Below are 23127 nucleotides of genomic sequence, written 5' to 3' on the forward strand. Positions count from 1 at the left end.
GCTCAGTGGCGGATGTCGCGGCGGGCCTGCTGGAGCTTGAGGAACTGCTCCACGGCCAGCTGCAGGGCGGCGGCCAGCGCCACGTAGATCGCGGTGGTGCGCAGGTACGGCCCGAACCACTGCGCGTAGTTCTGCGCCCAGCCGGTCAGGGTCGGTTCGGCCACGTTGCGGCTGGTCCAGTAGAAGCCGCCCTGCGCCAGCAGATGGCAGACCGCCACCGAGGCGACCAGCAGCAGCGCGCCCTTGGCCAGCACCGGCCAGCGCGCGCCCTGGTAGTTGCGGCCAAGCAGCATGCCGCCGGCCCACAGCGAGAAATACGCGGGCAGCAGCAGCCAGTAGCCCGGCGACACGCAGTAGTGCTGCCAGAAATCCAGGCCGCTGCTGCGGATCACGATCCAGTCGACCAGCACCGCGAACACCATCAGCAGCGGGAACGCCCAGCGCGTCCAGCGCGCCAGATAGAAGCCGCCGATGAAGAACACGGCCCAGGAGGCATCGGGAATGGCCGCGAAGTGATTGACCCGGGTCGCCGCCAGCAGCAGTACAAGTACGGACAGGACGAAGGCGCGGTTGGCAGTGTCGGACATGGTGGGGGCCCGGGGCGGATTCAGGTTTCATTCTAGCCCGCCGCACGGGATGGCGCAGGCGTCGTCCCGTTCGGCGTACAGTCGGGACGAGCGCGTATCATGAACGCATGAGTGAACGACATGACGTGCTGATCGTCGGAGGCGGCCTGGTCGGCGCCAGCCTGGCCATTGCCCTGGAGCGCCTGGGCCGCGACGTAGGCCTGCTCGAGGCCAGTCCCGCCGGTGAACTGCCGGCGGTGTTCGACCAGCGCAACCTCAGTTTCGCCGCGGCCACCGTCAACGCGCTGACTGCGCTGGGCGTGATGCAGAAGCTGGCGATGGCGCCGGGACCGATCCGCCGCATCCATGTCAGCCGCGCCGGTGATTTCGGCCGCGTGCAGCTTGACGCCAGTGACTATGACCGGCCCTGGTTCGGCCAGGTGGTGGTCGCGCGCGATTTCGGCCAGGCGCTGGAGGCTCGGCTGCAGGAGCTGCCGCGGCTGCGCCGTTACCGGCCGATGCGTTTCCTGGGGCTGGGCGAGGTGGTCGATGGCTATCGCCAGGTGCGGGTGGCCGATGAGAACGGCGAACACGTGCTGCTGGCCCGGCTGGTGGTCGGTGCCGATGGCACCGCCAGTGCCGTGCGCGGTGCGCTGGGGATCGAGGTCGACCGCCATGATTTCCAGCAGACGCTGTTTGTCGCCCGCGTGCGCAGCCAGCGCGCGCCGGATGGCACGGCGTGGGAGCGCTTCACCGATACCGGCCCGACCGCGCTGCTGCCGCGCGGCGACCGCCACTTCGGCACCGTGCATGGTGTTGCGCGCGACCAGGCCGACGCGGTGATGGCGCTGGATGATGCCGCCTGGCTGCAGCGACTGCAGCACGCGATCGGCTGGCGCGCTGGCCGCCTGCTCGACTCCGGCCCGCGCAGTGCCTATCCATTGATCCAGGTGCTGGCGCGCGCGCTGGCCGGTGAGCGCGCGGTGCTGCTCGGCAATGCCGCACAGACCATCCACCCGTTGGGCGCACAGGGCTTCAACCTGGGCCTGCGCGATGCGCTGACCCTGGCCGAGCTGCTGGAGGATGCGCATGAGGACGCCGGCAGTGACGCATTGCTGCAGGCCTATGTCGCGCGCCGTGAGGAGGACCGCCGGCAGACGGTGGCGTTCTCCGGTGGCCTGGCGCGGCTGACCAGCAACCCGGCACCGCTGATGCGACCGCTGCGCAGCCTCGGCCTGGTGGCCGCGCAACGCGCCTCGGTGCAGTCGATGCTGGTCGGTGGCGCGATGGGCTTCCGCGGCGAAGTGCCTCGGCTGTGCCGCGGAGAAGCCGCATGAGCCGGCACGCGCGTCTGGATGTGACCATCGTCGGTGGCGGCGTGGTGGGTGCGGCCTGCGCGCTGGCACTGGCCGAAGCCGGGCTCTCGGTCGCACTGGTGGAAGGCCGTGAACCGGCGCCCTGGCAGGCTGCGCAGCCGGACCTGCGGGTGTTTGCCTTCGCCGCTGACAATGTGCAGCTGTTGAACCGGCTGGGCGTGTGGCCTGCCATCGCGCAGGCCCGCGCGTGGCCCTATCGGCGCATGCAGGTGTGGGATGCGGCAGGTGGTGAGGATCTGTTGTTCGACGCGGACCGCTTCGGTCGGCGCGAGTTGGGTTACATCGTCGAGAACGGCCTGCTGCAGGATCGCCTGTGGGCGGCGCTGCCGGCCGCGGGCGTGCAGCTGCATTGCCCGGCGCGGGTGGAGACGCTGGAGCAGGACGAGGCCGGCGTGCGCCTGCGCCTCGACGACGGCCGTCGCCTGGAAGCGGCGCTGGCGGTGGCCGCTGACGGCGCCGAATCGACCCTGCGCCGGCTGGCCGGGATCGAGGTCGAGCGGCATGACTACCACCAGCGTGGCGTGGTGGCCTACGTGGACAGTGAACTGCCGAACCAGGCCACGGCCTGGCAGCGCTTCCTGCCGACCGGGCCGCTGGCGCTGCTGCCGGTGGCCGAGCGCCGCAGTTCGATCGTCTGGACCCTTCCGGAGGAGGAAGCCGCGCGCGTGCTGGCACTGGACGAAGCCGCGTTCAATCGCGAACTGACCCGCGCCTTTGCCGCCCGCCTGGGCGAGCTGCGGCTGGCCTCGGCACGTGCGGCGTTCCCGCTGCGTCGTCAGCTCGCTCGCCACTATGTCGCCGGTCGCGTGCTGGCACTGGGCGATGCCGCGCATGTCGTGCATCCGCTGGCCGGGCAGGGCGTGAACCTGGGCCTGCGCGATGTCGCCGCCCTGCAGCAGTGGCTGGCACCTTCCACGGAGCGCCGCGGCCAGCCGCGCCTTTCACCGCAGCGGCTGCAGCGCTGGGCCCGCGAACGTCGCAGCGACAATCACATCGCCGCCTACAGCTTCGATGCGATCAACCGCCTGTTCTCCAATGACGAGATGCACCTGACCCTGGCCCGTGGCCGCGCGCTGGGCTGCGTCGGCAAATGGCCGCCGCTGGTGCAGGCATTCTGGAAGCGCGCCGCCGGCGTCTGATCGGAGTACAGGCCGTCCTGGTAGGTGCCAACCCTGGTTGGCACGCCTCCGACAGTGTGCCAACCAAGGTTGGCACCCACCGGGAGCGGGTCGTGTGCCCGCCGTCAGTAGAGCCACGCCATGCGTGGATGAAGATCGCGACGGCGGATCAATCCACCAGCCAACCGGCCAGGTCGGCGCGGTCGAGCTTGCCGCGGTGCTTGCGGTCCAGCGCGTTGAACTCGTCGGCCAATGCCGGGTTGGCCTGTGCTTCCTCGCGGCTGATGAAGCCATCGCCGTTCACGTCCAGCTCGCTGAAGCGGATGCGGTACTGGCCGACCACGCTGCTCGGCTCCAGCGAACGTACCGTCACCTGCGCTTCGCCGGCCGGCTGTGCAATCTCCACGCTGCCGGTGACCCGGCCGGCGCCCAGCGCTTGCTGGCGGATCGCGCCACCGGTCGGGCCGAGCGGTTGGCTCTGCGCGGGCGTATGCGGCAACTGCTGGGCAAGGGCAGGCGCCGCCGCCAGCAGGGCGATCAGTATCGGAGTCGAGCGGTATCGCATGGTTGCATCCCTCGGTAGCGCCGGGCCATGCCCGGCGGGCACGATGGCCTCAGCGCAGCGGCGAAGCCAGTACGGTGATCTCTTCGCGGTCGTGGTACAGCTGCTTGGCGCGCACCACCAGCGGCTTGCCGGCCTGGTCCTGGAACAGGTCCAGGCACAGCCGGGTCTCGTCCCAGCGCTTCTTCATCGGCAGTTTCAGGTTGAAGATCGCGTGCCGGCACCAGCCTTCGCGGAACCAGGTGGCCATGCGCTCGGCCACGCGGCGCGGCTGCTCGACCATGTCGCAGACCATCCAGTCCAGCGGCTGCTCCGGGTGCCAGTGGAAGCCATCTGCGCGCAGGTGCTCGACCAGTCCGGTATCCAGTACATGCTGGCGTAGCGGGCCGTTGTCGATGCTCAGCACGTGCATGTGCTGGCGGGTCAGCACCCAGGTCCAGCCGCCGGGTGCGGCGCCAAGGTCGGCCGCGCGCATGCCCGGCCTGGCCAGTGCCTCGCGTTCTTCCGGCGTCAGCAGGGTCAACAGTGCTTCATCCAGCTTCAGTGCCGAACGCGAGGGGGCTTCGGGCAGCAGCTTCAGGCGCGGAATGCCCAGCGCCCATGGCGCGCTGTCGGCCGGGTCGGCGATGCAGACGAAGGCGTGGGTGCCATCGACAAACACCACGTGCAGGCGTGGCAGGCGGTTGTTCGGCTTGTCGGTCAGCTTGCCGGCCTTGCGCAGCGCCGGGCGCAGCGCGTTGCCGAAGGCGCGCGCCAGACCGGACAGCGGCTTGCCCGCATCCGAGTCGGGGTGCTCCACCCACAGGTCGCCGAAGCGCGGCGCATCGGCCAGCACCTCCAGCATCGGCGTGATGCGGTCGGCCGGATCCAGCTGCGGCAGCTCGGCCAGTACCAGCAGTTTCTGCCGCGCGAAGATCAGCTCGCGCCAGCGCAGGCGCGGTGCCAATGCAGCGGCGTCGTCGCACATGAAAAGCACGTAGCCGTCATTGCGCTGGGTGCGGGCATAGCCGGCGAAACCGGCTTCGCCCGCGCGGAACTGCAGCTCGCCGGCCAGCTCGGGCTCGAAGCCCTGCCGGCACAGGCACAGCAGGCCGATGCCGGTTTCAGTAACGGGCGCCATCGCTTTCCCCATAGGCGCGCAGCACGCTGCGTGCAGCATCGCGGTTCAGGCCCTGCACCACTTCGATGCCGCGCTTGTTGAGCTCACCGACCCAGTCGGCCGGCAGCGGGCCTTCATCGAACGGGGTCAGCTCCTCGACGTCGGCCGAGTTGGCGCCGATCAGCAGGCGGTCGATGCCGGCCCACACCGTGGCGCCGTAGCACTGGCAGCACGGCTGCGAGCTGGTGGCCAGGGTGACCGGCGACAGCACCGCGTTCAGGCGCGGGGTCTGCAGGCGCTGCTGGGCCAGCATGTAGGCCATGTTCTCGGCGTGCGCCAGCGAGGTCGCGTGCGGCATCACCCGGTTCACGCCGGCGGCGATCACCTTGTCATCCGGGCCGAACACCACCGCACCGAACGGGCCGCCACTGGCGTGCTCGACGTTCAACCGCGACAGCTCGATCGCCAGCGCGACCTTGGCCTCATCGCCGGGATATCGACGATCCAGGTCGATCTGGTCGTGGATCCAGGCGGGAAGGGTCAGGTGGACTTGCGCGTACAGCATCGCGGGGGTGCCTCGTGTGGGATGGAAGAAGGTGCGGTTGCTTGGGAAACCGGCGCGCAGTGTAGCCGCAGCGGCCTGTACCGGGTGTGGCGGTGGGTCAGCCCGGCGAGCCGGTGCGGATCACCACGTACTGCTTGCGGAACTCCAGCCCGGCCTGTGGCCAGCTGGCGGCATAGGCGCGCAGCAGGGGCAGGGCAGCGGCGAAGTCGTGGCCGTTGACCCGGCAATCGGCTTCGCACAGGCCCTCGGCGTCGCGCGAGGCGAACAGGCGGATGGCCAGGAACGGGCGCGCCCTCAGCAGCTCGTCGAAGGCGTCCATGCTGCGGGTGAACAGGCAGCACGGGCAGGAACCGTGGTCGTCCTCGCTGCAGGTGGAGGCATCCACCTCCTGTGCGCGGTAGTGCGCCAGCGGGCCCAGCACCACGGTGCGCTGCAGTTCTTCGCTTTCCTCGGCGCCCGGATAGCTCAGGCCCAGCATCGGCAGGCCCTGTGCGTCTGCAGCGCCGACGGCGGTCTGCAGGGTCGCCAGGTCCACCCGGATCCAGGTCTGGAAGCCGGACAGCAGCGAGGCCTGTTCGTCGGCACCGTTGGCGTGCTGGTACTCGAACAGGCCGTCGGCGAACAGCACGGGGTGCTGGGTCTCGATGACGGTGGAGGTCTGCCAGCCACCGTTGTCGCGTTCATTCGCGGCCACTGCATGTGGGGTCAGGCGCAGGCCGCTGTCCAGCAGCAGTGCGCCATCGTCGACGCGGCTTGCGATGCCGGCGCCCTGCAGCACCTGCTGCAGCAGCGGGAGGAGGGCGGTGGAAGTTGTGGTCATGTCAGGCCTGTGGATGGATGGGGTGGAACATCCAGGCCGTGCCTGGGCTCTAGCGATCGAGCGCGTCGAGTGCGTCGAGTTCGGCGCGATAACGCCGTGCGTCGGGCTGCTGCTGCGGATCATTGCCATGCTCGCGCAACCAGGTCTCCAGCTCGCGGCGATAGTCTGCGCGGAAGTCCGTATTGCCCGGGCTGAAATGCAGCTTGCGTGCGGCCACTTCCACCCGTTCGCGCGCGCTGGCCCGGGCCTGGGCAATGCCGTGCGGTGATTCGTTGGTGAGGATGACGAAGTTGCGCGGGAAGCCCGGGGTGTACTTCACCACGAAGGGCTGGTCCTGCGCCGGAATGCGGATCGCGTTCTCCAGTGGCCACAACGAGGCGGTGTTGGTATGGAACACCACCTCCACGTCACGGCCCTCGGCGGTACGCAGCACCGCTTCGTAGCGCCAGATGTACTGTTCGTTGAGGGTGGAGTTGGTTTCCTCGGCCTTGACGATCACCGCTTCACCACGCTCGCCGACCGCATTGAGGAAGGTGGCGTTGAGGAAGTGGCCGAGGAAGATGTTGAGCATCGCCAGCGGGAACACCACGATGGCGTAGCCCGGAAAGCGCCGCCACCACGAGACCAGCCCGGCCAGCACCATCGCTGCAAAGAACGTCAGCAGCGGATGCTGCGAGATGAACCAGAGCAGGGCGGACAGGGCGGTGATCATCGTCGCGGGCGCCGTGCTGGCGCCCGCGCAGGTCCTCAGGCCGACCAGGTGTCGCGCAGGGTCACGCTGCGGTTGAACACCGGCTTGGCCTCGGTGTGGTCGCGGCGGTCGGCAACGAAGTAGCCGGTACGTTCGAACTGGAACGACTGCTCCGGGGCGGCGCTGGCCGCGGCCGGCTCGACATAGCCGGTGACGGTGCGGCGCGATTCCGGGTTGAGGTAATCGCGATAGGTCTTGCCTTCCGATTCGTCGTCCGGGTTCGGCACCGAGAACAGGCGGTCGTACAGGCGGATCTCGGCCGGCACGCCATGCACGGCGCTGACCCAGTGGATGGTGCCCTTGACCTTGCGGTTGGCGCCTTCCATGCCCGGGCGCGATTCCGGATCCAGCCAGCCGCGCAGCTCGGTGATGGTGCCGTCGGCATCCTTGATCACCTCATCGCAGCGGATGATGCCGGCGCCGCGCAGGCGTACTTCGCCACCCGGAACCAGGCGCTTCCAGCCCTTCGGCGGCACTTCGGCGAAGTCCTCGCGATCGATCCACACTTCGCGTGCGAACGGCACCTGGCGGCTGCCGAAGCTTTCGTCCTTCGGATGGTTGCTGAAGGTCAGCTGCTCTTCGTGGCCTTCGGGCAGGTTGCTCAGCACCAGCTTGACCGGGTCGACCACGGCCATGCGGCGCGGCGCGGCGCTGTCCAGGTCTTCGCGCAGCGCGCCTTCCAGCACGCTGAAGTCGATCAGCGAATTCTGCTTGCTGATGCCCACGCGCTCGGCGAACAGGCGCATCGCCGCCGGGGTGTAGCCACGGCGGCGCAGGCCCTGCAGGGTCGGCATGCGCGGGTCTTCCCAGCCGTCCACCAGCTGTTCGGTGACCAGCGCCATCAGCTTGCGCTTGCTCATCACCGTGTAGTTGATGTTCAGGCGCGAGAACTCGATCTGGCGCGGCTTGGCCGCTTCGCGCGGCAGGCCGGCGTCGACCAGCGGCTGGGTCAGCGCGTCGTCATGGGCGAAATCCACGTTGTCCACGCACCAGTCGTACAGCGGGCGGTGGTCTTCGAATTCCAGCGTGCACAACGAGTGGGTGATGCCCTCGATCGAATCGCCCAGCGCGTGCGCGAAGTCGTACATCGGGTAGATCGGCCACGCATTGCCGGTGTTCTGGTGTTCGACGTGCTTGATGCGGTACAGGGCCGGATCGCGCAGGTTGATGTTGCCGCTGGCCATGTCGATCTTGGCGCGCAGGGTGCGCGCACCATCCGGGAATTCACCGGCGCGCATGCGGCGGAACAGGTCGAGGTTCTCCTCGACGCTGCGGTCGCGCCACGGCGACGGGCGGCCCGGCTCGGTCAGGGTGCCACGGTAGGCGCGCACTTCCTCGGCCGACAGGTCGCAGACATAGGCCTTGCCCTGCTCGATCAGCTTCTCGGCGGCCAGGTAGTAGGTCTGGAAGTAGTCCGAGGCGTGGCGCAGCTCGTTCCACTCGAAGCCCAGCCAGCGCACGTCGTCCTGGATCGCGGCCACGTATTCCGGATCTTCCTTGGCCGGGTTGGTGTCGTCGAAGCGCAGGTTGCAGACACCGCTGAACTCACCGGCGATGCCGAAGTTCAGGCAGATCGACTTGGCATGGCCGATGTGCAGGTAGCCGTTCGGCTCGGGCGGGAAGCGGGTCTTGATCGCCTGGTGCTTTCCGCTGGCCAGGTCCTCGCGCACGATCTGGCGGATGAAATCGCGCTTTTCGTGGCTGTCGGCGGGGGTCTCGGGGCTGGCGGGGGTGTGCTCGGACATGAGTCTGGGGCGAAAAAGGGCAGAAAGACCAACAGTCTAGCGCGTACGGCGCAGAGCTGCCCGGCGGCGCCTGGGTTGCCGGCCAGCGGCCGGCACCCTCCATCCACCTTCCGGCGGAATGGTCATGCGCCGCCACCGCCACCATTCAGCGTCCGGGCGTATGCTGGACCCCATGTCCCATGGAGCCGTCGCATGCACATCGTGTACAAGGCCGACAATCTGTTCGACGCCCACCTGGTCAAGCACGCACTGGAAGACGCCGGCATCCCCGCCTTCGTGTTTGGCGAGCAGCTGCTGGGTGGCATGGGCGAGCTGCCATTGTTCGGCGTACTGCGGGTCGGCATCCCGGATGCGGCGCGGCCGCAGGCCGAGGACATCGTGGCCTCGCTGGACTTGGGCCACGCGCCGGACGACCCCATTTCAGATGCAGACGACATTGCCGGCCTTCCGGCGTAGGAGCGCATCATGTTGGGAATTGGCCAGGGCATCCTCGGCATCGGGGCCTTCAAGCAGCGCCTGCCGCGCCCGGAAGAAGCACTGCCGGGGCGCGAGCAGCCGCTGCCGCTGCACAGCAACCAGCACTTCGTGAACAGTCATCCGCTGAAGGACCGTTTCGCTGGCCTGCAGCAGATCCGCTTTGCGCTGGGCTGCTTCTGGGGCGCCGAACGCAAGTTCTGGAACGAGCCGGGCGTGTACAGCACCTCGGTCGGCTATGCCGGTGGCATCACCCCGAACCCGACCTATGAAGAGGTGTGTTCGGGCCTGACCGGCCACACCGAAGTGGTGCAGGTGGTGTTCGACCCGGCGGTGGTGAGCCTGGAGCGGCTGCTGCAGCTGTTCTGGGAAAGCCACGACCCGACCCAGGGCATGCGCCAGGGCAACGACACCGGCACCCAGTACCGCTCGGCGATCCACGCCACCGACGAGGCCCAGTACGCCGCCGCGCTGGCCAGCCGCGAGGCCTACCAGGCGCAGCTGGATGTGGCCGGTTACGGCCCGATCACCACCGAGATCGTGTACCCGGCACCGACGTACTACTACGCCGAGGATTATCACCAGCAGTATCTGGCGAAGAATCCGAATGGTTACTGCGGCATTGGTGGCACGGGCGTGAGCTGCCCGATCGGGCTGGATGTGGAGGGGCCGCGCTGACGGCGGTGGTCCGCCTGCGGCGGGCAACATCAACATCAACATCAACATCCAAAGCGGCTCTGGGTTGCTGATGGTTTGGCGGGACGGGGGCGGCTGGCAGGACACGCCGTAAACCCGTCCATGGGGGCTCGATGGCGCCATCCATGGCGCCAACGGTCCTGCCAGCCGCCCCCGTCCCACCTTCGACAGTTTCCCGGTGACGGTGGGCAAGAGCATGGGTTACTGACGAACTGAAAGAAAACAAAAAGGACGCGGCCTTCGCCGCGTCCTTTTTGTTTGTATGCAGTGCTTCGTAGAGTCGAGCTTGCTCGACTGCGAGCAAGCGCAGCGCGCGACCCGCTGTTGCTTTTCTTTCTTTCTTCCGTGGCGGGCGGCCACAGGAAACTGTCAGAGGGCGGGCGGGTTGGGTTCGCGGGGGTGTCCGCGGCATGGATGCCGCGGCCAAGCCCCCATGGACGGGTTCACGGCGTCCCCCGCGAACCCAACCCGCCCGACCCAGCACGGCTGTTGCTTCATGCCTTTCGCGACCAACCGACCCGCCACGAGGGGCTCAGCCGTTGGCCGAAATCCTCACAGTTCCGAACGAATCCGCTCGCGCAGCGCCTGCAGATCCTTGGCAAACGCATCGATACCGGTCGCCAGCTTCTCGGTCGCCATCGGATCGGCGGCCAGGTCGGCGGCGAACTTCGCTGCGTCGATCGGGGTCACCGCTGCGCCGTCGGCGGCACCGGCCACCAGCTTGCGCGGCAGCTCGCCATGGTCGGCGTCCAGCTTCTCCAGCAGGTCCGGCGAAATGGTCAGGCGGTCGCAGCCGGCCAGCGCTTCGATCTGCGCGGTCGAACGGAACGAGGCGCCCATCACCACCGTCGGCGAACCGCGGCGCTTGAACTCGGCATACACGCCGCGCACGAACTTCACGCCCGGGTCTTCGTCGATGCTGGCCGGGGTCTGGCCATTGGCCACGTACCAGTCCAGGATGCGACCGACGAACGGCGAGATCAGGAACGCGCCGGCTTCGCTGCAGGCCAGCGCCTGGGTCGGGTTGAAGATCAGGGTCAGGTTGCAGTCGATGCCCTCGGCCTGCAGGATGCGCGCGGCTTCCACGCCTTCCCAGGTCGCAGCGATCTTGATCAGGATCTTCTCGCGCGGCACGCCGGCATCGGCGTACATCTGGATGAACTGGCGGGCCTTGGCCACGGTCGCGGTGGTGTCGTGGGCCTGGTCGGCGTCCACTTCGGTGGACACGCGGCCCGGCACCAGCGTGCTCAGCAGCGCGCCGACGCCGATGGTCAGGCGGTCGGCCACGGCGTGCACCACGGCTTCGCGGTCACCGCTCTGCTGGCGGCCCCAGGCCAGTTCGCGTTCGATCAGTTCGGCGTAGACCGGCAGGTCCAGCGCCTTCTTCACCAGGGTCGGGTTGGTGGTGCAATCCACCGGCTGCAGGCGCTTGATCGCGTCGTAGTCACCGGTATCGGCAACGACCACGGACAGTTCGCGCAGCTGGGACAGTTTGGACGGGGTACTCATTACGGCTCCTGGTGCAGGGGGATCGAATCGCGCGCGGTGCGCAGCGGTAATCAGGGGCGGTCGTTGTGGACCGCGGTCACGCGCAGGCGCAGCTTGCGGCCGCCGGGCGCATTCCAGTCGATGCTCTGGCCGATGGCCAGGCCGAGCAGGGCACTGCCGACCGGGGCCAGCACGGAAACCTTGCCTTCATCGACGTTGGCTTCGCGGGGGAAGACCAGGGTCAGGACGTGTTTTTCGCCCGACACTTCATCTTCGCACTCCACGCGCGAATGCATCATGACGATGCCTTCGGGAATCTGGTCCGGCGCCAGCACGGTGGCCCGGTTGAGTTCTTCAGCAAGCGCGAGCGCGGCAGGCGTCTGGCTCAGCGCAGGGGAGTCGAGCATGGCCTCCAGGCGGTCCATGTCGAAGGTGGAAACAGTGATCGACGGCGGCAGGCCGCTGGCGGTGTTCATGGTGGCGCTCCTTGGTTGAAAACCATGCAAAAGGCGGCACCCGCTGGCGCCGCCTGTCTGTATTGTGGGGACAAATGCGACCGGAATCGACTCCTGCCGATTCCGGGCCGAGGCTGTGGGGGCTCAGCCGTTCAGCGCGGGGCCGGGCAGGGCATTGGCGTCGTCGCCGACGGCATTCACCGCGTCGAGCGTGAACAGTGCATGCGGCAGCCGCTTGAACTGGTCGGCCAGCTCCATCAGGAAGCCATTCATCGCCGAGCTGCGGCGCCAGATCATGGCGATGCGGCGGCTCGGACGACCTTCGCCGGTGAAGTCGAGCAGGCGGATGTTGTTCGAGCGCGGCACCGGCGGCTGCACCGACAGGCTGGGAAGCAGGGTAATGCCGACGTCGGCGGCGACCATCTGCCGCAGGGTTTCCAGGCTGGTGGCGCGGAACTCGGACTTCTCGTTGGCGCCGAACAGGCGGCACACTTCCAGCGCCTGGTCGCGCAGGCAATGGCCGTCTTCCAGCAGCAGCAGCTTCTGCGTGGCCAGCTCCTGCACGTCCAGGTGTTCGCGGCGAGCCAGCGGATGGCGCCCGGACACGGCCAGCAGGAACGGCTCCTCGAACAGGAACTCGGCATGCAGCTGGTCGTCGATCACCGGCAGCGCCAGCAGCGCGGCATCGAGCTTGCCTTCGCGCAGGCGGTCCAGCAGCACGTCGCTCTTTTCCTCGACGAGCAGCAACTCCAGCTCCGGGAAGCGTTCGCGGATGCGGGGGATTACATGCGGCAGCAGGTACGGGCCCAGGGTCGGGAAGATCCCCAGGCGCACCGTACCGGCTTCCGGATCGCGGCTGCGTCGCGCCGCTTCCTTCAGTTGCTCCACTTCGGACACGATCACCCGTGCCCGCGCGGCGGCTTCCTGCCCGGCCGGGGTCAGCATCACCTTGCGCGGCGCGCGTTCCACCAGCGGCAGGCCCAGCTCTTCTTCCAGCTTGCGGATCTGCGTCGACAGCGTGGGCTGGCTGACGAAGCAGGAGGCGGCAGCCCGGCCGAAATGCTTGTGGTCGGCCAGGGCTACCAGGTACTTCAGATCACGTAGGTTCATCCTTACACCCCAGGGGTAACGGACCGGCTGACGGCATGGTTACCCGACAGGCAGACAATGTTCCCGGTGATCTGGGAACGGTGGATCAGGCCGCTTCAGCAACGGCACCGCTGCTGTTGCTCACCGACGAGCGGATCAGGTGATCGAACGCGCTCAGTGCGGCGGTCGAGCCAGCGCCCATGGCGATGATGATCTGCTTGTAGGGTACCGTGGTGCAATCGCCTGCGGCGAACACGCCCGGCAGGTTGGTTTGGCCACGGTCATCGATGACGATCTCGCCGCGCGGCGAAAGTGCCACGGTGTCCTTCAGCCATTCGGTGTTGGGCAGCAGGCCGATCTGCACGAAGATGCCTTCCAGCTCGACGCGGTGGGCATCGCCGCCGACGCGGTCCTTGTAGACCAGGCCGGTGACCCGGCTGCCGTCGCCCAGCACTTCGGTGGTCTGCGCGCTGGTCAGCACGGTCACGTTGCCCAGGCTGCGCAGCTTCTTCTGCAGCACTTCATCGGCGCGCAGGCTGGAATCGAATTCCAGCAGGGTTACATGCGACACGATGCCGGCCAGATCGATGGCCGCCTCGACGCCGGAGTTGCCGCCGCCGATCACCGCCACGCGCTTGCCCTTGAACAACGGGCCATCGCAATGCGGGCAGTAGGCCACGCCCTTGTTGCGGTACTGGTCTTCGCCCGGCACGTTCATCTGCCGCCAGCGCGCGCCGGTGGACAGGATCACCGAACGCGACTTCAGCACCGCGCCGTTCTCCAGCTGCACCTGCACCAGGCCGTCTTCGCCGGCCGGCACCAGAGCGCTGGCACGCTGCAGGTTCATGATGTCCACGTCGTACTCGCGCACGTGCTGTTCCAGCGCCGTGGCCAGCTTCGGGCCTTCGGTCTCCTTCACCGAGATGAAGTTCTCGATCGCCATGGTGTCCAGCACCTGGCCACCGAAACGCTCGGCGGCGATACCGGTGCGGATGCCCTTGCGCGCGGCGTAGATCGCCGCAGCGGCGCCGGCCGGGCCACCACCGACCACCAGCACGTCGAAGGCATCCTTGGCGGCGATTTTCTCGGCATCGCGCTTGCTGGCATTGGTGTCCAGCTTGGCGACGATCTGCTCCAGGGTCATGCGGCCTTGGTCGAACACTTCACCGTTGAGGTACACCGTCGGCACCGACATGATCTCGCGCTTCTCGACTTCGTCCTGGAACAGGGCGCCATCGATGGCCACGTGCTGGATGCGCGGGTTGAGCACGGCGGCCAGGTTCAGCGCCTGCACCACGTCCGGGCAGTTCTGGCAGGACAGCGAGAAGTAGGTTTCGAACTTGAAGTCGCCCTCCAGGTTCTGCACCTGCTCGATCAGCTCGGCGGTGGCCTTGGACGGGTGGCCGCCGACCTGCAGCAGCGCCAGCACCAGCGAGGTGAACTCGTGGCCCATCGGCAGGCCGGCGAAGGTCAGGTGGATGTCCTGGCCCGGGGTGCCGAGGTCGAAGGACGGCACGCGGCCCTGGCCGTCGCGCAGCACCTGCAGCGAGATCTTGTCCGACAGGCTTTCCAGGGTCTGCAGCAGTTCCAGCATCTCCTGCGACTTGGCGCCGTCGTCGGCGTGCGCGGTGATCTGGATCGGGCGGGTCACGCGCTCCAGATAGGTCTTCAGCTGCGACTGCAGGTTGGCGTCCAACATCGGGTCATCTCCTGGCTTCAGGCAAACAGGGGGCGTGGCACCGCTGTAGAAGGTAGCGGACCAGCAGGGGGTAGGGGTGAACCCAAGACAGCGACCGTGGAAGGGGCTGGCTGGCCAAGGCGGGCGAGCGTTGGCTGTCTTGGGTTCACCCCCACGCCGGCGGGGGGACCGGCACGGGGATGAGGGGCGCGCCGTGGCGTGGGGCCACGGCAGGCCGGTACTGCCTTAGATCTTGCCGACCAGGTCCAGCGACGGGGTCAGGGTCTTCTCGCCTTCCTTCCACTTCGCCGGGCACACCTGGTTCGGGTTGGCGGCGGTGAACTGGGCAGCCTTCAGCTTGCGCAGGGTCTCGGAGACGTCACGGGCGATCTCGTTGGAGTGGATCTCCAGGGTCTTGATCACGCCTTCCGGGTTGATGATGAAGGTGCCGCGCAGGGCCAGGCCTTCTTCCGGAATGTGCACGCCAAAGGCGTTGGTCAGCTGGTGGGTCGGGTCGCCGACCAGCGGGAACTGGGCCTTGCCGACGGCCGGCGAGGTTTCGTGCCACACCTTGTGCGAGAAGTGGGTGTCGGTGGTGACGATGTAGACCTCGGCGCCGGCCTTCTTGAACTCGGCGTAATGGTCAGCGGCGTCTTCGATCTCGGTCGGGCAGTTGAAGGTGAAGGCGGCCGGCATGAAGATCAGGACCGACCACTGGCCCTTCAGGGTGCTGTCGGAAACCTTGATGAACTCGCCATTCAGGTAAGCATTGGCTTCGAACGGCTGGATCTGGGTGTTGATCAGGGACATCGTTATTCCTCTGGGTGAAGGGGAGTGGGTGAATCGACAGGAGCTAGGTTACCGACTCGCTGGCGATAAGAACAATCCATTGATTGCATCTATTTGATAGATGTGGTCTATCAAAATGCACTGAGCAGGCACTGAATCCGGCTGCCTCCGTCCTGCAACTGCCTGTGTGACAAGGAAAATCTTCCCTGGAGGGTGAAGACGGCCGATAGCCCTTCCTTATCCCGTCCGCCAGAACCTGAACGGATTCCCGCCTTTTGTAGCGTCGAGCCTGCTCGACCATGGGCAGGGAGCAGTCGAGCAAGCTCGACTCTACAATTGCGGCATGTCCGTCAAAACCGAACCCTCCCTGCGCCAGGTCGTGGCCGAGGCCAGTGCCCGCCTGGGCGGCATCGAGGCCCGCCACGAGGCCGAACTGCTGCTGCTGCACGTGCTGGAGCGCCCGCGCAGCTGGCTGTTCGCACACGCTACCGACCCGCTGCCCGCCGCTGAACTCGCCACCTTCGAAACGCTGCTGGCGCGTCGCGTGGCCGGCGAGCCTGTGGCCTACCTGACCGGTCGCCGCGGTTTCTGGACGCTGGACCTGGAGGTCGACCCGGCCACGCTGATTCCGCGCCCGGAAACCGAACTGCTGGTGGAACTGGCACTGGATCGCCTTCCACTGGGCCGCCCGCTGCAGCTGGCCGACCTCGGTACCGGCAGCGGCGCGATCGCGCTGGCGCTGGCCAGCGAACGGCCGCAAGCGCAGGTACTGGCCACCGATGCCAGCGCGGGTGCGCTGGCCGTAGCCGCGCGCAACGCCGCACGCCATGAACTGCGCAACGTGCGCTTCGCCGAGGGTGGGCATGACTGGTACGCGCCGCTGCAGGCCGCGCGCTTCGACCTGATCGCCAGCAACCCGCCGTACATCGTCAGCGATGATCCGCATCTGCAGCAGGGCGACCTGCGCTTCGAACCGGCTACCGCGCTGGCCTCCGGCGTGGATGGCCTGGATGACATCCGCCGCATCGTCGACGGTGGCCAGGCGCACCTGCTGCCCGGGGGCTGGCTGCTGATCGAACACGGGTGGGACCAGGGCGAAGCGATCCGCGCGCTGTTCGAGGCGGCGCGTTTCGCCGACGTGCAGACCGTGCAGGACCTGGAGCAGCGCGACCGCATCACCCTCGGCCGGCGACCGGCCTAGAATGGGGGTTCTCCTGCCCCGGCAGGGCATCACCCTGGAGCTGCAAGCATGCGTACGCTGTACCCCGCCATCACCCCTTACGACGTCGGCACCCTGAAGGTCGACGACCGCCACACGCTGTACTTCGAACAGTGCGGCAACCCGGACGGCAAGCCGGTGGTGATGCTGCACGGTGGTCCGGGCGGCGGCTGCAGCGACAAGATGCGCCAGTTCCACGACCCGTCCAAGTACCGCATCATCCTGTTCGACCAGCGCGGCGCCGGCCGTTCCACCCCACACGCCGATCTGGTGGACAACACCACCTGGGACCTGGTTGCCGATATCGAAAAACTGCGCGAGCACCTGAAGGTCGATCGCTGGCAGGTGTTCGGTGGCAGCTGGGGCTCGACCCTGGCCCTGGCCTACGCCGAAACCCACCCGCAGCGCGTGACCGAACTGGTGCTGCGCGGCATCTTCATGCTGCGCCGCTGGGAGCTGGAATGGTTCTACCAGGAAGGCGCCAACCGCCTGTTCCCGGATGCGTGGGAGCACTACCTGAAGCCGATTCCGGCCGTCGAGCGCCACGACCTGATCTCGGCCTTCCACCGCCGCCTGACCAGCGAAGACGAAACCACCCGCCTGGAAGCCGCCAAGGCGTGGGCGGTGTGGGAAGGCGCGACCAGCTTCCTGCATGTCGATGATGACTTCATCAACAGCCACGAAGACCCGCATTTCGCGCTGGCCTTCGCCCGCATCGAGAACCACTACTTCGTCAACGGCGGCTTCTTCGAGGTGGAAGACCAGCTGCTGCGCGACGCGCACCGCATCGCCGATATCCCGGGCGTGATCGTGCACGGCCGCTACGACGTGGTCTGCCCGCTGGCCAATGCCTGGGACCTGACCAAGGTCTGGCCGAAGGCGAAGCTGGAAATCACCCCGGCCTCGGGCCACTCGGCGTTCGAAGCGGAGAATGTGGACGCGCTGGTGCGCGCCACCGATGGTTTTGCCTGATCGGTAGTGCCGGCCGCTGGCCGGCAACCCCGAAACGATTGGAGCGACGTGGACGCCGGCCAGCGGCCGGCGCTACCACTCTCCGGCCAGCAGCGCGTCGGCCAGTACCTGCAGCTTTGGTGAGTGCTGGCGCGACGGCGGGTAGATCAACGACAGCGCACGGCTGCGGCCTTCGAACGGCTGCAGCACGCGTTGCAGGCGGCCATCGGCCAGCGCATCGGCCACCGCGAAATCCATCACCTGCACGATGCCGATGCCGGCGATCGCCGCTTCCACCAGCGGATCACCGCTGTCGAACACCATCCGCGTCGGCGGGGTGAACTCACGCAGCTGCCCGTCCTGCAGGAACTGCCAATCCACCTGGCGGCCGCTGCGCAGGTTGCGCACCGCCAGGCAGGCATGTTCCTGCAACGCGGCCACATCGGCCGGCGAGCCACAGCGCTCCAGGTACCGCGGGCTGGCCACGGTTACCCAGCGCAGCGGACGCAGGGGACGCGCGACGATGCGCTGGTCGGCGATGACCCCGGTGCGCAGCGCGGCATCGAACCCTTCTTCAACCAGGTCGACCAGACGATCGCTGAGCACGGCTTCCACCTGCAGCTGCGGATGCTGCTGCAGCAGCGGCGCCAGCAGCGGCACCAGCACCTTGCGCCCGAACATCGACGGCGCGCTGATCTTCAGCGTGCCCGAGGGTGTGCACGGGCGGTCGGCCAGTTGCCGCTCGGCGTCGTCGAGGCCGGCCAGCAGGGGCGAGACCTGATCGACGAACTGGCGGCCATCCGGGGTCAGTGCCACGTTGCGGGTGTTCCGCTGCAGCAGCTTCACCCCCAGCGTGGCTTCCAGCCGGCTGATCGCGCGCGACAGCCCGGACTGGCTCAGGCCGAGCTGGCCGGCAGCGACAGTGAAGCTGCGTGCCTCGGCCACCTGTACCAGCATGCGCACGGCATTGAGGTCCATCGGGGCTTCATTCATGCCGAAAATCATGACAGATATGGTGGATTGGGGGTTTATTGATTCGGCTGCATCAATGAGACTGCGCTCCCCCACCGCGCCAGACCACCGATGCCTCCCCTCAAATACCCGCGCTGGGCGCTGACCCTGCTGGCCACCGCCCAGCTGATCATCGCCCTGGACGCCACCATCATCTTCGTCGCCCTGCATGACATGGGGCGCGCGTTGCAGATCAACGCGCAGCAGCTGCAATGGGTGGTCAGTGCCTACACCGTGGCCTTCGGCGGCAGCCTGCTGCTGGGCGGGCGTGCCGCCGATCTGATCGGCCGTCGCCGCTTCTACCGGCTGGGCATGCTGCTGTTCGCGCTGGCCTCGCTGCTGGGTGCACTGGCGCCCAATGCCACGCTGTTGATCATCGCGCGCGCGGCACAGGGCATCGGTGCTGCATTGTTGTTCCCGGCCACGTTGGCGCTGATCAACACGCTGTACGCGGAGGGCCCGGTGCGCAACCGCGCGCTGGCGATCTGGAGCATGGCCAGCGCGGTCGGGTTGGCGTTGGGCACGTTGCTGGGCGGGGTGCTGACCCAGGCGTTCGGCTGGCCGGCGGTGCTGGCGGTGATCGTGCCGTTGGCAACTGCGTGTGCGGTCGCGGCCGGCGCGTGGCTGCCGGCCGATGGCCCACGGGTGCAGGGCCGTTCATTCGACCTGGCCGGTTGCCTCACCGTCACCGCCGGCGGCAGCCTGCTGGTTACCACCCTGGTTCAGGGCCCGGAGTGGGGCTGGACGGCGCCGGCCACGCTCATCTGCCTGCTGCTTTCAGCCGTACTGTTGACGGTGTTCGTACAGATCGAAAGGCGCAGCCGAGACCCGCTGATGCAGTTTTCGCTGTTGCGCCTGCCTGGCCTGCGCGCGGCACTCGGCCTGACCTTCGCCTTCATGAGCAGCTATGGCGTGCAGTACTACTTCCTGGCGCTGTATTTCCAGGACGGCTATGGCTGGAGCCCGCTGCAGGCCGGGATGGCCTTCCTGCTGCCGACACTGGTGTGCACCTTCGGCATCCGTATTGCCGAACGCATGCTGCGGTGCCGTTCGCCACGGCAGGTGCTGGCCTGGGGATTCGCCGCCGGTGCCATCGGCATCGCCGCGGTGGCGCTGGCGATGCCGCATGGCGCCGGCTACTGGCCGCTGCTGCCGGGCATCGTGGTGCTCAGCATCGGCCAGGGCATGAGCTGGACGGCGATGTGGATCGTGGCCGGGCAGGGAGTGCCGGGTCCGCAGCAAGGTGTCGCGTCCGGCATGGCGGCCACCGCCCAGCAGATCGGCGGCGCCCTGGGATTGGCGGTACTGGTGATGGTCGCCAACGCCGCACGCGGCACGCAGGCAGCAACCAGTCCCGATGCCCTGCAGGGCATGGTCAATGCACAGTACGGCGCCGCGCTGTTCGCCGCGCTCGGCGTGGTGATCGCGCTGGGCCTGCGCCCGGCAGCGGTAGCGGTAGTGCCGGCCGCTGGCCGGCAAACGCAATGATCCAACTGTCCTGAGGTTGCCGGCCAGCGGCCGGCACTACCGATTCGGGGTAGATCCACGCCATGCGTGGACGATCCTCAACCGGCCGCCAGCAACTGCGGCTGCAACGCGCTGAAGATCCGCGCCAGCCGCTCCGCCCATGCCTGCTGTCCGGCGGCATCGGCAATCAGGTCCTGGCGGATTTCCAGCTCCACGTGCACCAGGCCGCGGCCTTCGCCATGCACCGGCACTGCGTAGTCGCTGGTGCTGCTCACCGAGTACGGCTCGTTGTCGCCCACCACCAGGTCGCCTTCGTCGCGCAGCGCCTGCAGCAGTGCATGCGCAAATCGCGTGTCCTGGTGGTACAGCACGCCGGCCTGCCACGGCCGCTGCATGCCGTTCATCACCGGGGTGAAGCTGTGCATCATCACCAGCAGGGTGGGGCGGCCGGCATCTCGGCGCGCGTCCAGTTCGGCGTCGATGCGCGCGTGGTACGGCGCGTGGATCGCATCGATGCGCTGCTGCCGCTGCGCTGTCGACAGCCCGACATTGGCTGGCACCACGGTGTGGTCGCTCACTTCCGGAATCAGCGTGGGCGAGGCCAGCGGACGGTTGCAGTCGATCAGCAGCCGCGAATAGGTCTGTTCGATCGCCCAGGCATCGAGCCGTTCGGCCAATGCGCGGGTGGTGCCGGCAATGCCGATGTCCCAGCCGATGTGGCGGTCCAGTTCGGCCTGCGGCAAGCCCAGGCCGGCGAGGGCGCGCGGCACCTGCTGGCCAGCGTGGTCGGCCAGCAGCAGGAACGGCGAGGCGCCCTGCGGCTGGTGGATCGTGTAGAGCGCCGGGTCATCGGCGCCCAGCAACGCCGGCAGCGCGTGCAGATCGGCGTCAGCCACGCGCGCGCCCGTCGAGGTGGTGCTCGATCATCCACAGGCCGGCCCACAGCTTGGCATCCAGCTCGTAGCCTTCGCCCATCTTCTGCACCAGCCACGCCGCGGCCTGCGCGCGCGGAATCTCGTGCACGGTGATGTCCTCGCTGTCATCGCCGCCGCCTTCGCCGATCCGGCGCAGGCCGGTGGCGCGCACGAAGGCGATCTTCTCGCTGCTGGCACCGGAGGAGGTCGGGCCGATCATCAGCACTTCGGCGTGATCGGCGGTCCAGCCGGTTTCTTCTTCCAGCTCACGCACGGCCGAGACTTCGATCGACTCGCCGGCATGGATGTCGCCGACCAGGCCGGCTGGCATCTCGATGGTGGGTGCCTGCAGTGGCACGCGGAACTGTTCGACGAACAGCACCTTGTCCTCGGGGGTGACGGCGATGATGATCGCCGCCAGGCCACCGGCATGGGTACGTTCGCTGTATTCCCAGGTGCCGCGCACCAGCATGCGCTGGTACTTGCCTTCATAGACGACACGCGGGGCTTCGGTATTGCGCTGGCTCATGCGGGCTCGCTGTGGATGGGAAGAGGGTCGGCCACGCCGGCGGCATCGAACAGCCGGCGGCGGGTCATCGGGCCGAAGCGCAGGGTCTGGCACAGGCCACCGAGCAGCTCCGGGTCGGCCGCCTGGCGCAGCAGTCCGGGCTGGCTGCCTTCCAGCGGCGCATCCAGCGCGATGGTGGTCAGCTGGCGCCACAGCAGGGCGTGCTCGCGCTGCTCGCGCAGGCGCACCGCCATCTGCGCGGCGCCGCGCAGGCGCAGGAACGGCACTTCGTCCAGGCGTTCGTACAGCGCATCCATGCTGCCGAAGTGGGCCAGCAGCACGGCGGCGGACTTGCTGCCGACACCACTGACGCCGGGAATGTTGTCCACCGCATCGCCGCACAGCGCCAGGTAATCGGCGATCTGGTGCGCATGCACGCCATGCCGCGCCTTGACGCCGGCCACGTCCCAGCGCTGGTTGCGCGCGTAGTCCCACTGCTCGTCGTGATCGAGCAGCAGCTGCGACAGGTCCTTGTCGGCGGAAATGATCACGCCACGATGGCTGTGCCGGTGCTGGTGCAGGGCACTGCCGATCAGGTCATCGGCCTCGTAGTCATGATGGGCCAGCACCACCAGGCCCAGCGCGGCGCACAGTGCCTTGCAGTGCACGAACTGGCGCTTGAGTGCTTCCGGCGCCGGGTCGCGGTTGGCCTTGTAGGCCGCGTACAGGCGGTGGCGGAAGCCGCTGTCGAGCGCTTCGTCGAAGGCGATGGCGATGTGCCGCGGGCGCTCGCGCTCAAGCAGGTCCAGCAGGAAGCGGGCGAAGCCGTGCACGGCGTTGGTCGGCCAGCCCTGTGCATCCTGGAACTGGTCCGGCAACGAATGCCAGGCGCGGAACACATAGATGCTGGCATCAACCAGGTACAGCGAGGGCGCCGGTGCCGGCAGGGTCATGCCGGCGGCGTCCAGTCGCGCAGCAGCGCCGCAGGGTCGGGGCGCTCGCGCTCGGGAACCTCGGCCTTCGGCGTACCGATGTGGATGAAACCTGCGATGCTTTCGCCCGCGGCCAGGCCCAGGTGGGCCTGCACGACGGGGTCGAATGCCATCCAAGCGGTCAGCCACTGGGCGCCGAAGCCCAGCGCCTGTGCCGCCTGCAGCAGGGCGAAGCAGACGCAGCCGGCGGTCATCAGCTGCTCCTGCTCGGGCACCTTCGGGTCCGGGCGCGGGCTGGCCACCACCACGATCACCAGCGGCGCGTGGCTGAAGCGCTGGCGGTCCTTCTCGAATACCGCCTCGCCGGCATGCGGGTCGCGCTGGCGGCTGAGTTCGACCAGGAAGTCGCCCAGAGTGTGACGTGCATCGCCGGCGATCTTCAGGAAGCGGAACGGCACGCGCTTGCCGTGGTCGGGCACGCGCACCGCCGAAGCCAGCATCCGCTGCAGGGTGGCCGGGTCCGGTCCGGGCTCGCCGAGCTGCCGCGAGGGCACTGAGCGGCGGGCATCCAGGGCAAGCAGGGCGGCGGGGTCGGGCATGGAGTCTGAACCGGTCATCACGGGTGTTTGATTATAGTCGGGGTGGTCAACGACGCCGTTTGTGTCGCGTCCGGCCTTTGAATATCAAACTGTGATGAACGTCATGCCACTGGCGGGAAACGGACGGCCGCTTCCCCTCGCCTCGCAGGCCTTGCACGGCTTACGATATCTATCTTGCCGGGCCGCCGGTCATGAGGTTTGAAGTGAGGACTGTTTCACTGTCCGTGACGGGCTGGCCGGCCTACCATCGACGTA

General features: G+C 67.9%; 24 protein-coding genes. 7 read left to right on the forward strand and 17 right to left on the reverse strand.

Translation table 11 applies throughout. The annotated features are described in order from the left end of the window. Positions 1 to 2: 2 nt before the first annotated feature. Positions 3 to 587: a hypothetical protein gene (locus K5L94_RS03540; protein ID WP_053448848.1), complete on the reverse strand. Its 585-nt coding sequence runs from the start codon at positions 585 to 587 to the stop codon at positions 3 to 5. Positions 588 to 694: 107 nt separating this feature from the next. Between K5L94_RS03540 and ubiH the strand changes: the two genes are divergently transcribed. Together ubiH and K5L94_RS03550 are read left to right on the forward strand one after the other, a co-directional pair. Beyond that, positions 695 to 1903, forward strand: coding sequence for a 2-octaprenyl-6-methoxyphenyl hydroxylase (ubiH, locus tag K5L94_RS03545; RefSeq protein ID WP_053448849.1), 1209 nt, complete (start codon positions 695 to 697; stop codon positions 1901 to 1903). Beyond that, positions 1900 to 3081: a UbiH/UbiF family hydroxylase gene (locus K5L94_RS03550; protein ID WP_274512016.1), complete on the forward strand. Its 1182-nt coding sequence runs from the start codon at positions 1900 to 1902 to the stop codon at positions 3079 to 3081. Before ubiH ends, K5L94_RS03550 begins: the two co-directional genes overlap by 4 nt. A 148-nt stretch (positions 3082 to 3229) precedes the next feature. Here the strand turns inward: K5L94_RS03550 and K5L94_RS03555 are convergent, their stop codons facing one another. The 6 genes from K5L94_RS03555 to K5L94_RS03580 all read right to left on the reverse strand — a co-directional run bounded on the left by K5L94_RS03555 (position 3230) and on the right by K5L94_RS03580 (position 8602). Further along, on the reverse strand, positions 3230 to 3625 hold the full coding sequence (locus tag K5L94_RS03555) for an EF-hand domain-containing protein (protein WP_180878970.1): 396 nt from the start codon (positions 3623 to 3625) through the stop codon (positions 3230 to 3232). Between the two features lie 49 nt (positions 3626 to 3674). Beyond that, entirely contained in the window at positions 3675 to 4742 is a 1068-nt protein-coding gene (gene rlmM, locus K5L94_RS03560; protein WP_053448852.1) for a 23S rRNA (cytidine(2498)-2'-O)-methyltransferase RlmM, read from the reverse strand. Further along, a complete protein-coding gene (locus tag K5L94_RS03565; RefSeq protein WP_004154307.1) occupies positions 4726 to 5286 on the reverse strand; it encodes a nucleoside deaminase in 561 nt (186 codons plus the stop codon). Before K5L94_RS03565 ends, rlmM begins: the two co-directional genes overlap by 17 nt. Before the next feature lie 97 nt (positions 5287 to 5383). After that, positions 5384 to 6106, reverse strand: a complete 723-nt coding sequence (locus K5L94_RS03570; protein WP_053448853.1) for a DUF6348 family protein — start codon at positions 6104 to 6106, stop codon at positions 5384 to 5386. A 49-nt stretch (positions 6107 to 6155) separates the two neighbouring features. Next, positions 6156 to 6818 (reverse strand): hypothetical protein, encoded by a 663-nt coding sequence (locus K5L94_RS03575; protein WP_053448854.1) that lies wholly within the window; start codon positions 6816 to 6818, stop codon positions 6156 to 6158. Positions 6819 to 6853: 35 nt separating this feature from the next. After that, the gene (locus K5L94_RS03580) at positions 6854 to 8602 is read right to left on the reverse strand and encodes a glutamine--tRNA ligase/YqeY domain fusion protein (RefSeq protein ID WP_111112387.1); all 1749 of its coding nucleotides are present in this window, start codon (positions 8600 to 8602) and stop codon (positions 6854 to 6856) included. A 192-nt stretch (positions 8603 to 8794) separates the two neighbouring features. Between K5L94_RS03580 and K5L94_RS03585 the strand changes: the two genes are divergently transcribed. After that, positions 8795 to 9058 carry a putative signal transducing protein gene (locus K5L94_RS03585; protein ID WP_004154314.1) on the forward strand — a complete coding sequence of 88 codons (264 nt, stop codon included), beginning with the start codon at positions 8795 to 8797 and terminating at the stop codon, positions 9056 to 9058. A gap of 30 nt (positions 9059 to 9088) precedes the next feature. Next, the gene (msrA, locus tag K5L94_RS03590) at positions 9089 to 9754 is read left to right on the forward strand and encodes a peptide-methionine (S)-S-oxide reductase MsrA (RefSeq protein WP_053451244.1); all 666 of its coding nucleotides are present in this window, start codon (positions 9089 to 9091) and stop codon (positions 9752 to 9754) included. Positions 9755 to 10324: 570 nt separating this feature from the next. Here msrA and K5L94_RS03595 read toward each other — a convergent pair. From K5L94_RS03595 to ahpC, 5 genes are all read right to left on the reverse strand, one after another. Next, positions 10325 to 11281: a transaldolase gene (locus tag K5L94_RS03595; protein WP_053448856.1), complete on the reverse strand. Its 957-nt coding sequence runs from the start codon at positions 11279 to 11281 to the stop codon at positions 10325 to 10327. Positions 11282 to 11331: 50 nt separating this feature from the next. Further along, positions 11332 to 11736 (reverse strand): nucleoside diphosphate kinase regulator, encoded by a 405-nt coding sequence (gene rnk / locus K5L94_RS03600; RefSeq protein WP_004154317.1) that lies wholly within the window; start codon positions 11734 to 11736, stop codon positions 11332 to 11334. A 123-nt stretch (positions 11737 to 11859) separates the two neighbouring features. Beyond that, positions 11860 to 12825: a LysR substrate-binding domain-containing protein gene (locus tag K5L94_RS03605; protein ID WP_008268420.1), complete on the reverse strand. Its 966-nt coding sequence runs from the start codon at positions 12823 to 12825 to the stop codon at positions 11860 to 11862. Positions 12826 to 12910: 85 nt separating this feature from the next. Next, positions 12911 to 14503 (reverse strand): alkyl hydroperoxide reductase subunit F, encoded by a 1593-nt coding sequence (gene ahpF, locus K5L94_RS03610; RefSeq protein ID WP_053448857.1) that lies wholly within the window; start codon positions 14501 to 14503, stop codon positions 12911 to 12913. A gap of 225 nt (positions 14504 to 14728) precedes the next feature. After that, positions 14729 to 15292 (reverse strand): alkyl hydroperoxide reductase subunit C, encoded by a 564-nt coding sequence (gene ahpC, locus K5L94_RS03615; RefSeq protein ID WP_004144811.1) that lies wholly within the window; start codon positions 15290 to 15292, stop codon positions 14729 to 14731. A gap of 322 nt (positions 15293 to 15614) precedes the next feature. On the opposite strand from ahpC, the gene prmC reads away from it, so the two are divergent. Then, a complete protein-coding gene (gene prmC / locus K5L94_RS03620; RefSeq protein ID WP_274512017.1) occupies positions 15615 to 16472 on the forward strand; it encodes a peptide chain release factor N(5)-glutamine methyltransferase in 858 nt (285 codons plus the stop codon). Positions 16473 to 16520: 48 nt separating this feature from the next. Beyond that, a complete protein-coding gene (gene pip / locus K5L94_RS03625) occupies positions 16521 to 17462 on the forward strand; it encodes a prolyl aminopeptidase (protein WP_053448859.1) in 942 nt (313 codons plus the stop codon). A gap of 72 nt (positions 17463 to 17534) precedes the next feature. On the opposite strand, the gene K5L94_RS03630 is transcribed toward pip, so the two are convergent. Continuing rightward, a complete protein-coding gene (locus K5L94_RS03630) occupies positions 17535 to 18419 on the reverse strand; it encodes a LysR family transcriptional regulator (protein ID WP_053451245.1) in 885 nt (294 codons plus the stop codon). 105 nt (positions 18420 to 18524) lie between these two features. Here K5L94_RS03630 and K5L94_RS03635 point away from each other — a divergent pair, with 105 nt between their 5' ends. Beyond that, the gene (locus tag K5L94_RS03635) at positions 18525 to 19940 is read left to right on the forward strand and encodes an MFS transporter (RefSeq protein ID WP_053448860.1); all 1416 of its coding nucleotides are present in this window, start codon (positions 18525 to 18527) and stop codon (positions 19938 to 19940) included. A 77-nt stretch (positions 19941 to 20017) separates the two neighbouring features. On the opposite strand, the gene K5L94_RS03640 is transcribed toward K5L94_RS03635, so the two are convergent. From K5L94_RS03640 to K5L94_RS03655, 4 genes are read right to left on the reverse strand one after another with little or no spacing between them, the layout of a single operon-like run. Further along, positions 20018 to 20815, reverse strand: coding sequence for an N-formylglutamate amidohydrolase (locus K5L94_RS03640; RefSeq protein ID WP_053448861.1), 798 nt, complete (start codon positions 20813 to 20815; stop codon positions 20018 to 20020). Beyond that, positions 20808 to 21362 (reverse strand): NUDIX hydrolase, encoded by a 555-nt coding sequence (locus K5L94_RS03645; protein WP_049457965.1) that lies wholly within the window; start codon positions 21360 to 21362, stop codon positions 20808 to 20810. The genes K5L94_RS03640 and K5L94_RS03645 overlap by 8 nt, the downstream gene beginning before the upstream one ends. Then, entirely contained in the window at positions 21359 to 22294 is a 936-nt protein-coding gene (locus K5L94_RS03650) for a 5'-3' exonuclease (RefSeq protein ID WP_049457964.1), read from the reverse strand. Before K5L94_RS03650 ends, K5L94_RS03645 begins: the two co-directional genes overlap by 4 nt. Beyond that, a complete protein-coding gene (locus tag K5L94_RS03655; protein ID WP_053451246.1) occupies positions 22291 to 22872 on the reverse strand; it encodes a nitroreductase family protein in 582 nt (193 codons plus the stop codon). The genes K5L94_RS03650 and K5L94_RS03655 overlap by 4 nt, the downstream gene beginning before the upstream one ends. Positions 22873 to 23127 lie beyond the last annotated feature (255 nt).

The organism is Stenotrophomonas forensis (assembly GCF_028752115.1).
GTDB lineage: Bacteria > Pseudomonadota > Gammaproteobacteria > Xanthomonadales > Xanthomonadaceae > Stenotrophomonas > Stenotrophomonas forensis.

Bases quoted from the DNA above. Each gene is read 5' to 3' on its own strand.
- K5L94_RS03540 (WP_053448848.1), bottom strand. From the start codon at position 587: ATGTCCGACACTGCCAACCGCGCCTTCGTCCTGTCCGTACTTGTACTG.
- ubiH (WP_053448849.1), top strand. From the start codon at position 695: ATGAGTGAACGACATGACGTGCTGATCGTCGGAGGCGGCCTGGTCGGC.
- K5L94_RS03550 (WP_274512016.1), top strand. From the start codon at position 1,900: ATGAGCCGGCACGCGCGTCTGGATGTGACCATCGTCGGTGGCGGCGTG.
- K5L94_RS03555 (WP_180878970.1), bottom strand. From the start codon at position 3,625: ATGCGATACCGCTCGACTCCGATACTGATCGCCCTGCTGGCGGCGGCG.
- rlmM (WP_053448852.1), bottom strand. From the start codon at position 4,742: ATGGCGCCCGTTACTGAAACCGGCATCGGCCTGCTGTGCCTGTGCCGG.
- K5L94_RS03565 (WP_004154307.1), bottom strand. From the start codon at position 5,286: ATGCTGTACGCGCAAGTCCACCTGACCCTTCCCGCCTGGATCCACGAC.
- K5L94_RS03570 (WP_053448853.1), bottom strand. From the start codon at position 6,106: ATGACCACAACTTCCACCGCCCTCCTCCCGCTGCTGCAGCAGGTGCTG.
- K5L94_RS03575 (WP_053448854.1), bottom strand. From the start codon at position 6,818: ATGATCACCGCCCTGTCCGCCCTGCTCTGGTTCATCTCGCAGCATCCG.
- K5L94_RS03580 (WP_111112387.1), bottom strand. From the start codon at position 8,602: ATGTCCGAGCACACCCCCGCCAGCCCCGAGACCCCCGCCGACAGCCAC.
- K5L94_RS03585 (WP_004154314.1), top strand. From the start codon at position 8,795: ATGCACATCGTGTACAAGGCCGACAATCTGTTCGACGCCCACCTGGTC.
- K5L94_RS03595 (WP_053448856.1), bottom strand. From the start codon at position 11,281: ATGAGTACCCCGTCCAAACTGTCCCAGCTGCGCGAACTGTCCGTGGTC.
- rnk (WP_004154317.1), bottom strand. From the start codon at position 11,736: ATGAACACCGCCAGCGGCCTGCCGCCGTCGATCACTGTTTCCACCTTC.
- K5L94_RS03605 (WP_008268420.1), bottom strand. From the start codon at position 12,825: ATGAACCTACGTGATCTGAAGTACCTGGTAGCCCTGGCCGACCACAAG.
- ahpF (WP_053448857.1), bottom strand. From the start codon at position 14,503: ATGTTGGACGCCAACCTGCAGTCGCAGCTGAAGACCTATCTGGAGCGC.
- ahpC (WP_004144811.1), bottom strand. From the start codon at position 15,292: ATGTCCCTGATCAACACCCAGATCCAGCCGTTCGAAGCCAATGCTTAC.
- prmC (WP_274512017.1), top strand. From the start codon at position 15,615: ATGTCCGTCAAAACCGAACCCTCCCTGCGCCAGGTCGTGGCCGAGGCC.
- pip (WP_053448859.1), top strand. From the start codon at position 16,521: ATGCGTACGCTGTACCCCGCCATCACCCCTTACGACGTCGGCACCCTG.
- K5L94_RS03630 (WP_053451245.1), bottom strand. From the start codon at position 18,419: ATGGACCTCAATGCCGTGCGCATGCTGGTACAGGTGGCCGAGGCACGC.
- K5L94_RS03635 (WP_053448860.1), top strand. From the start codon at position 18,525: ATGCCTCCCCTCAAATACCCGCGCTGGGCGCTGACCCTGCTGGCCACC.
- K5L94_RS03645 (WP_049457965.1), bottom strand. From the start codon at position 21,362: ATGAGCCAGCGCAATACCGAAGCCCCGCGTGTCGTCTATGAAGGCAAG.
- K5L94_RS03650 (WP_049457964.1), bottom strand. From the start codon at position 22,294: ATGACCCTGCCGGCACCGGCGCCCTCGCTGTACCTGGTTGATGCCAGC.
- K5L94_RS03655 (WP_053451246.1), bottom strand. From the start codon at position 22,872: ATGCCCGACCCCGCCGCCCTGCTTGCCCTGGATGCCCGCCGCTCAGTG.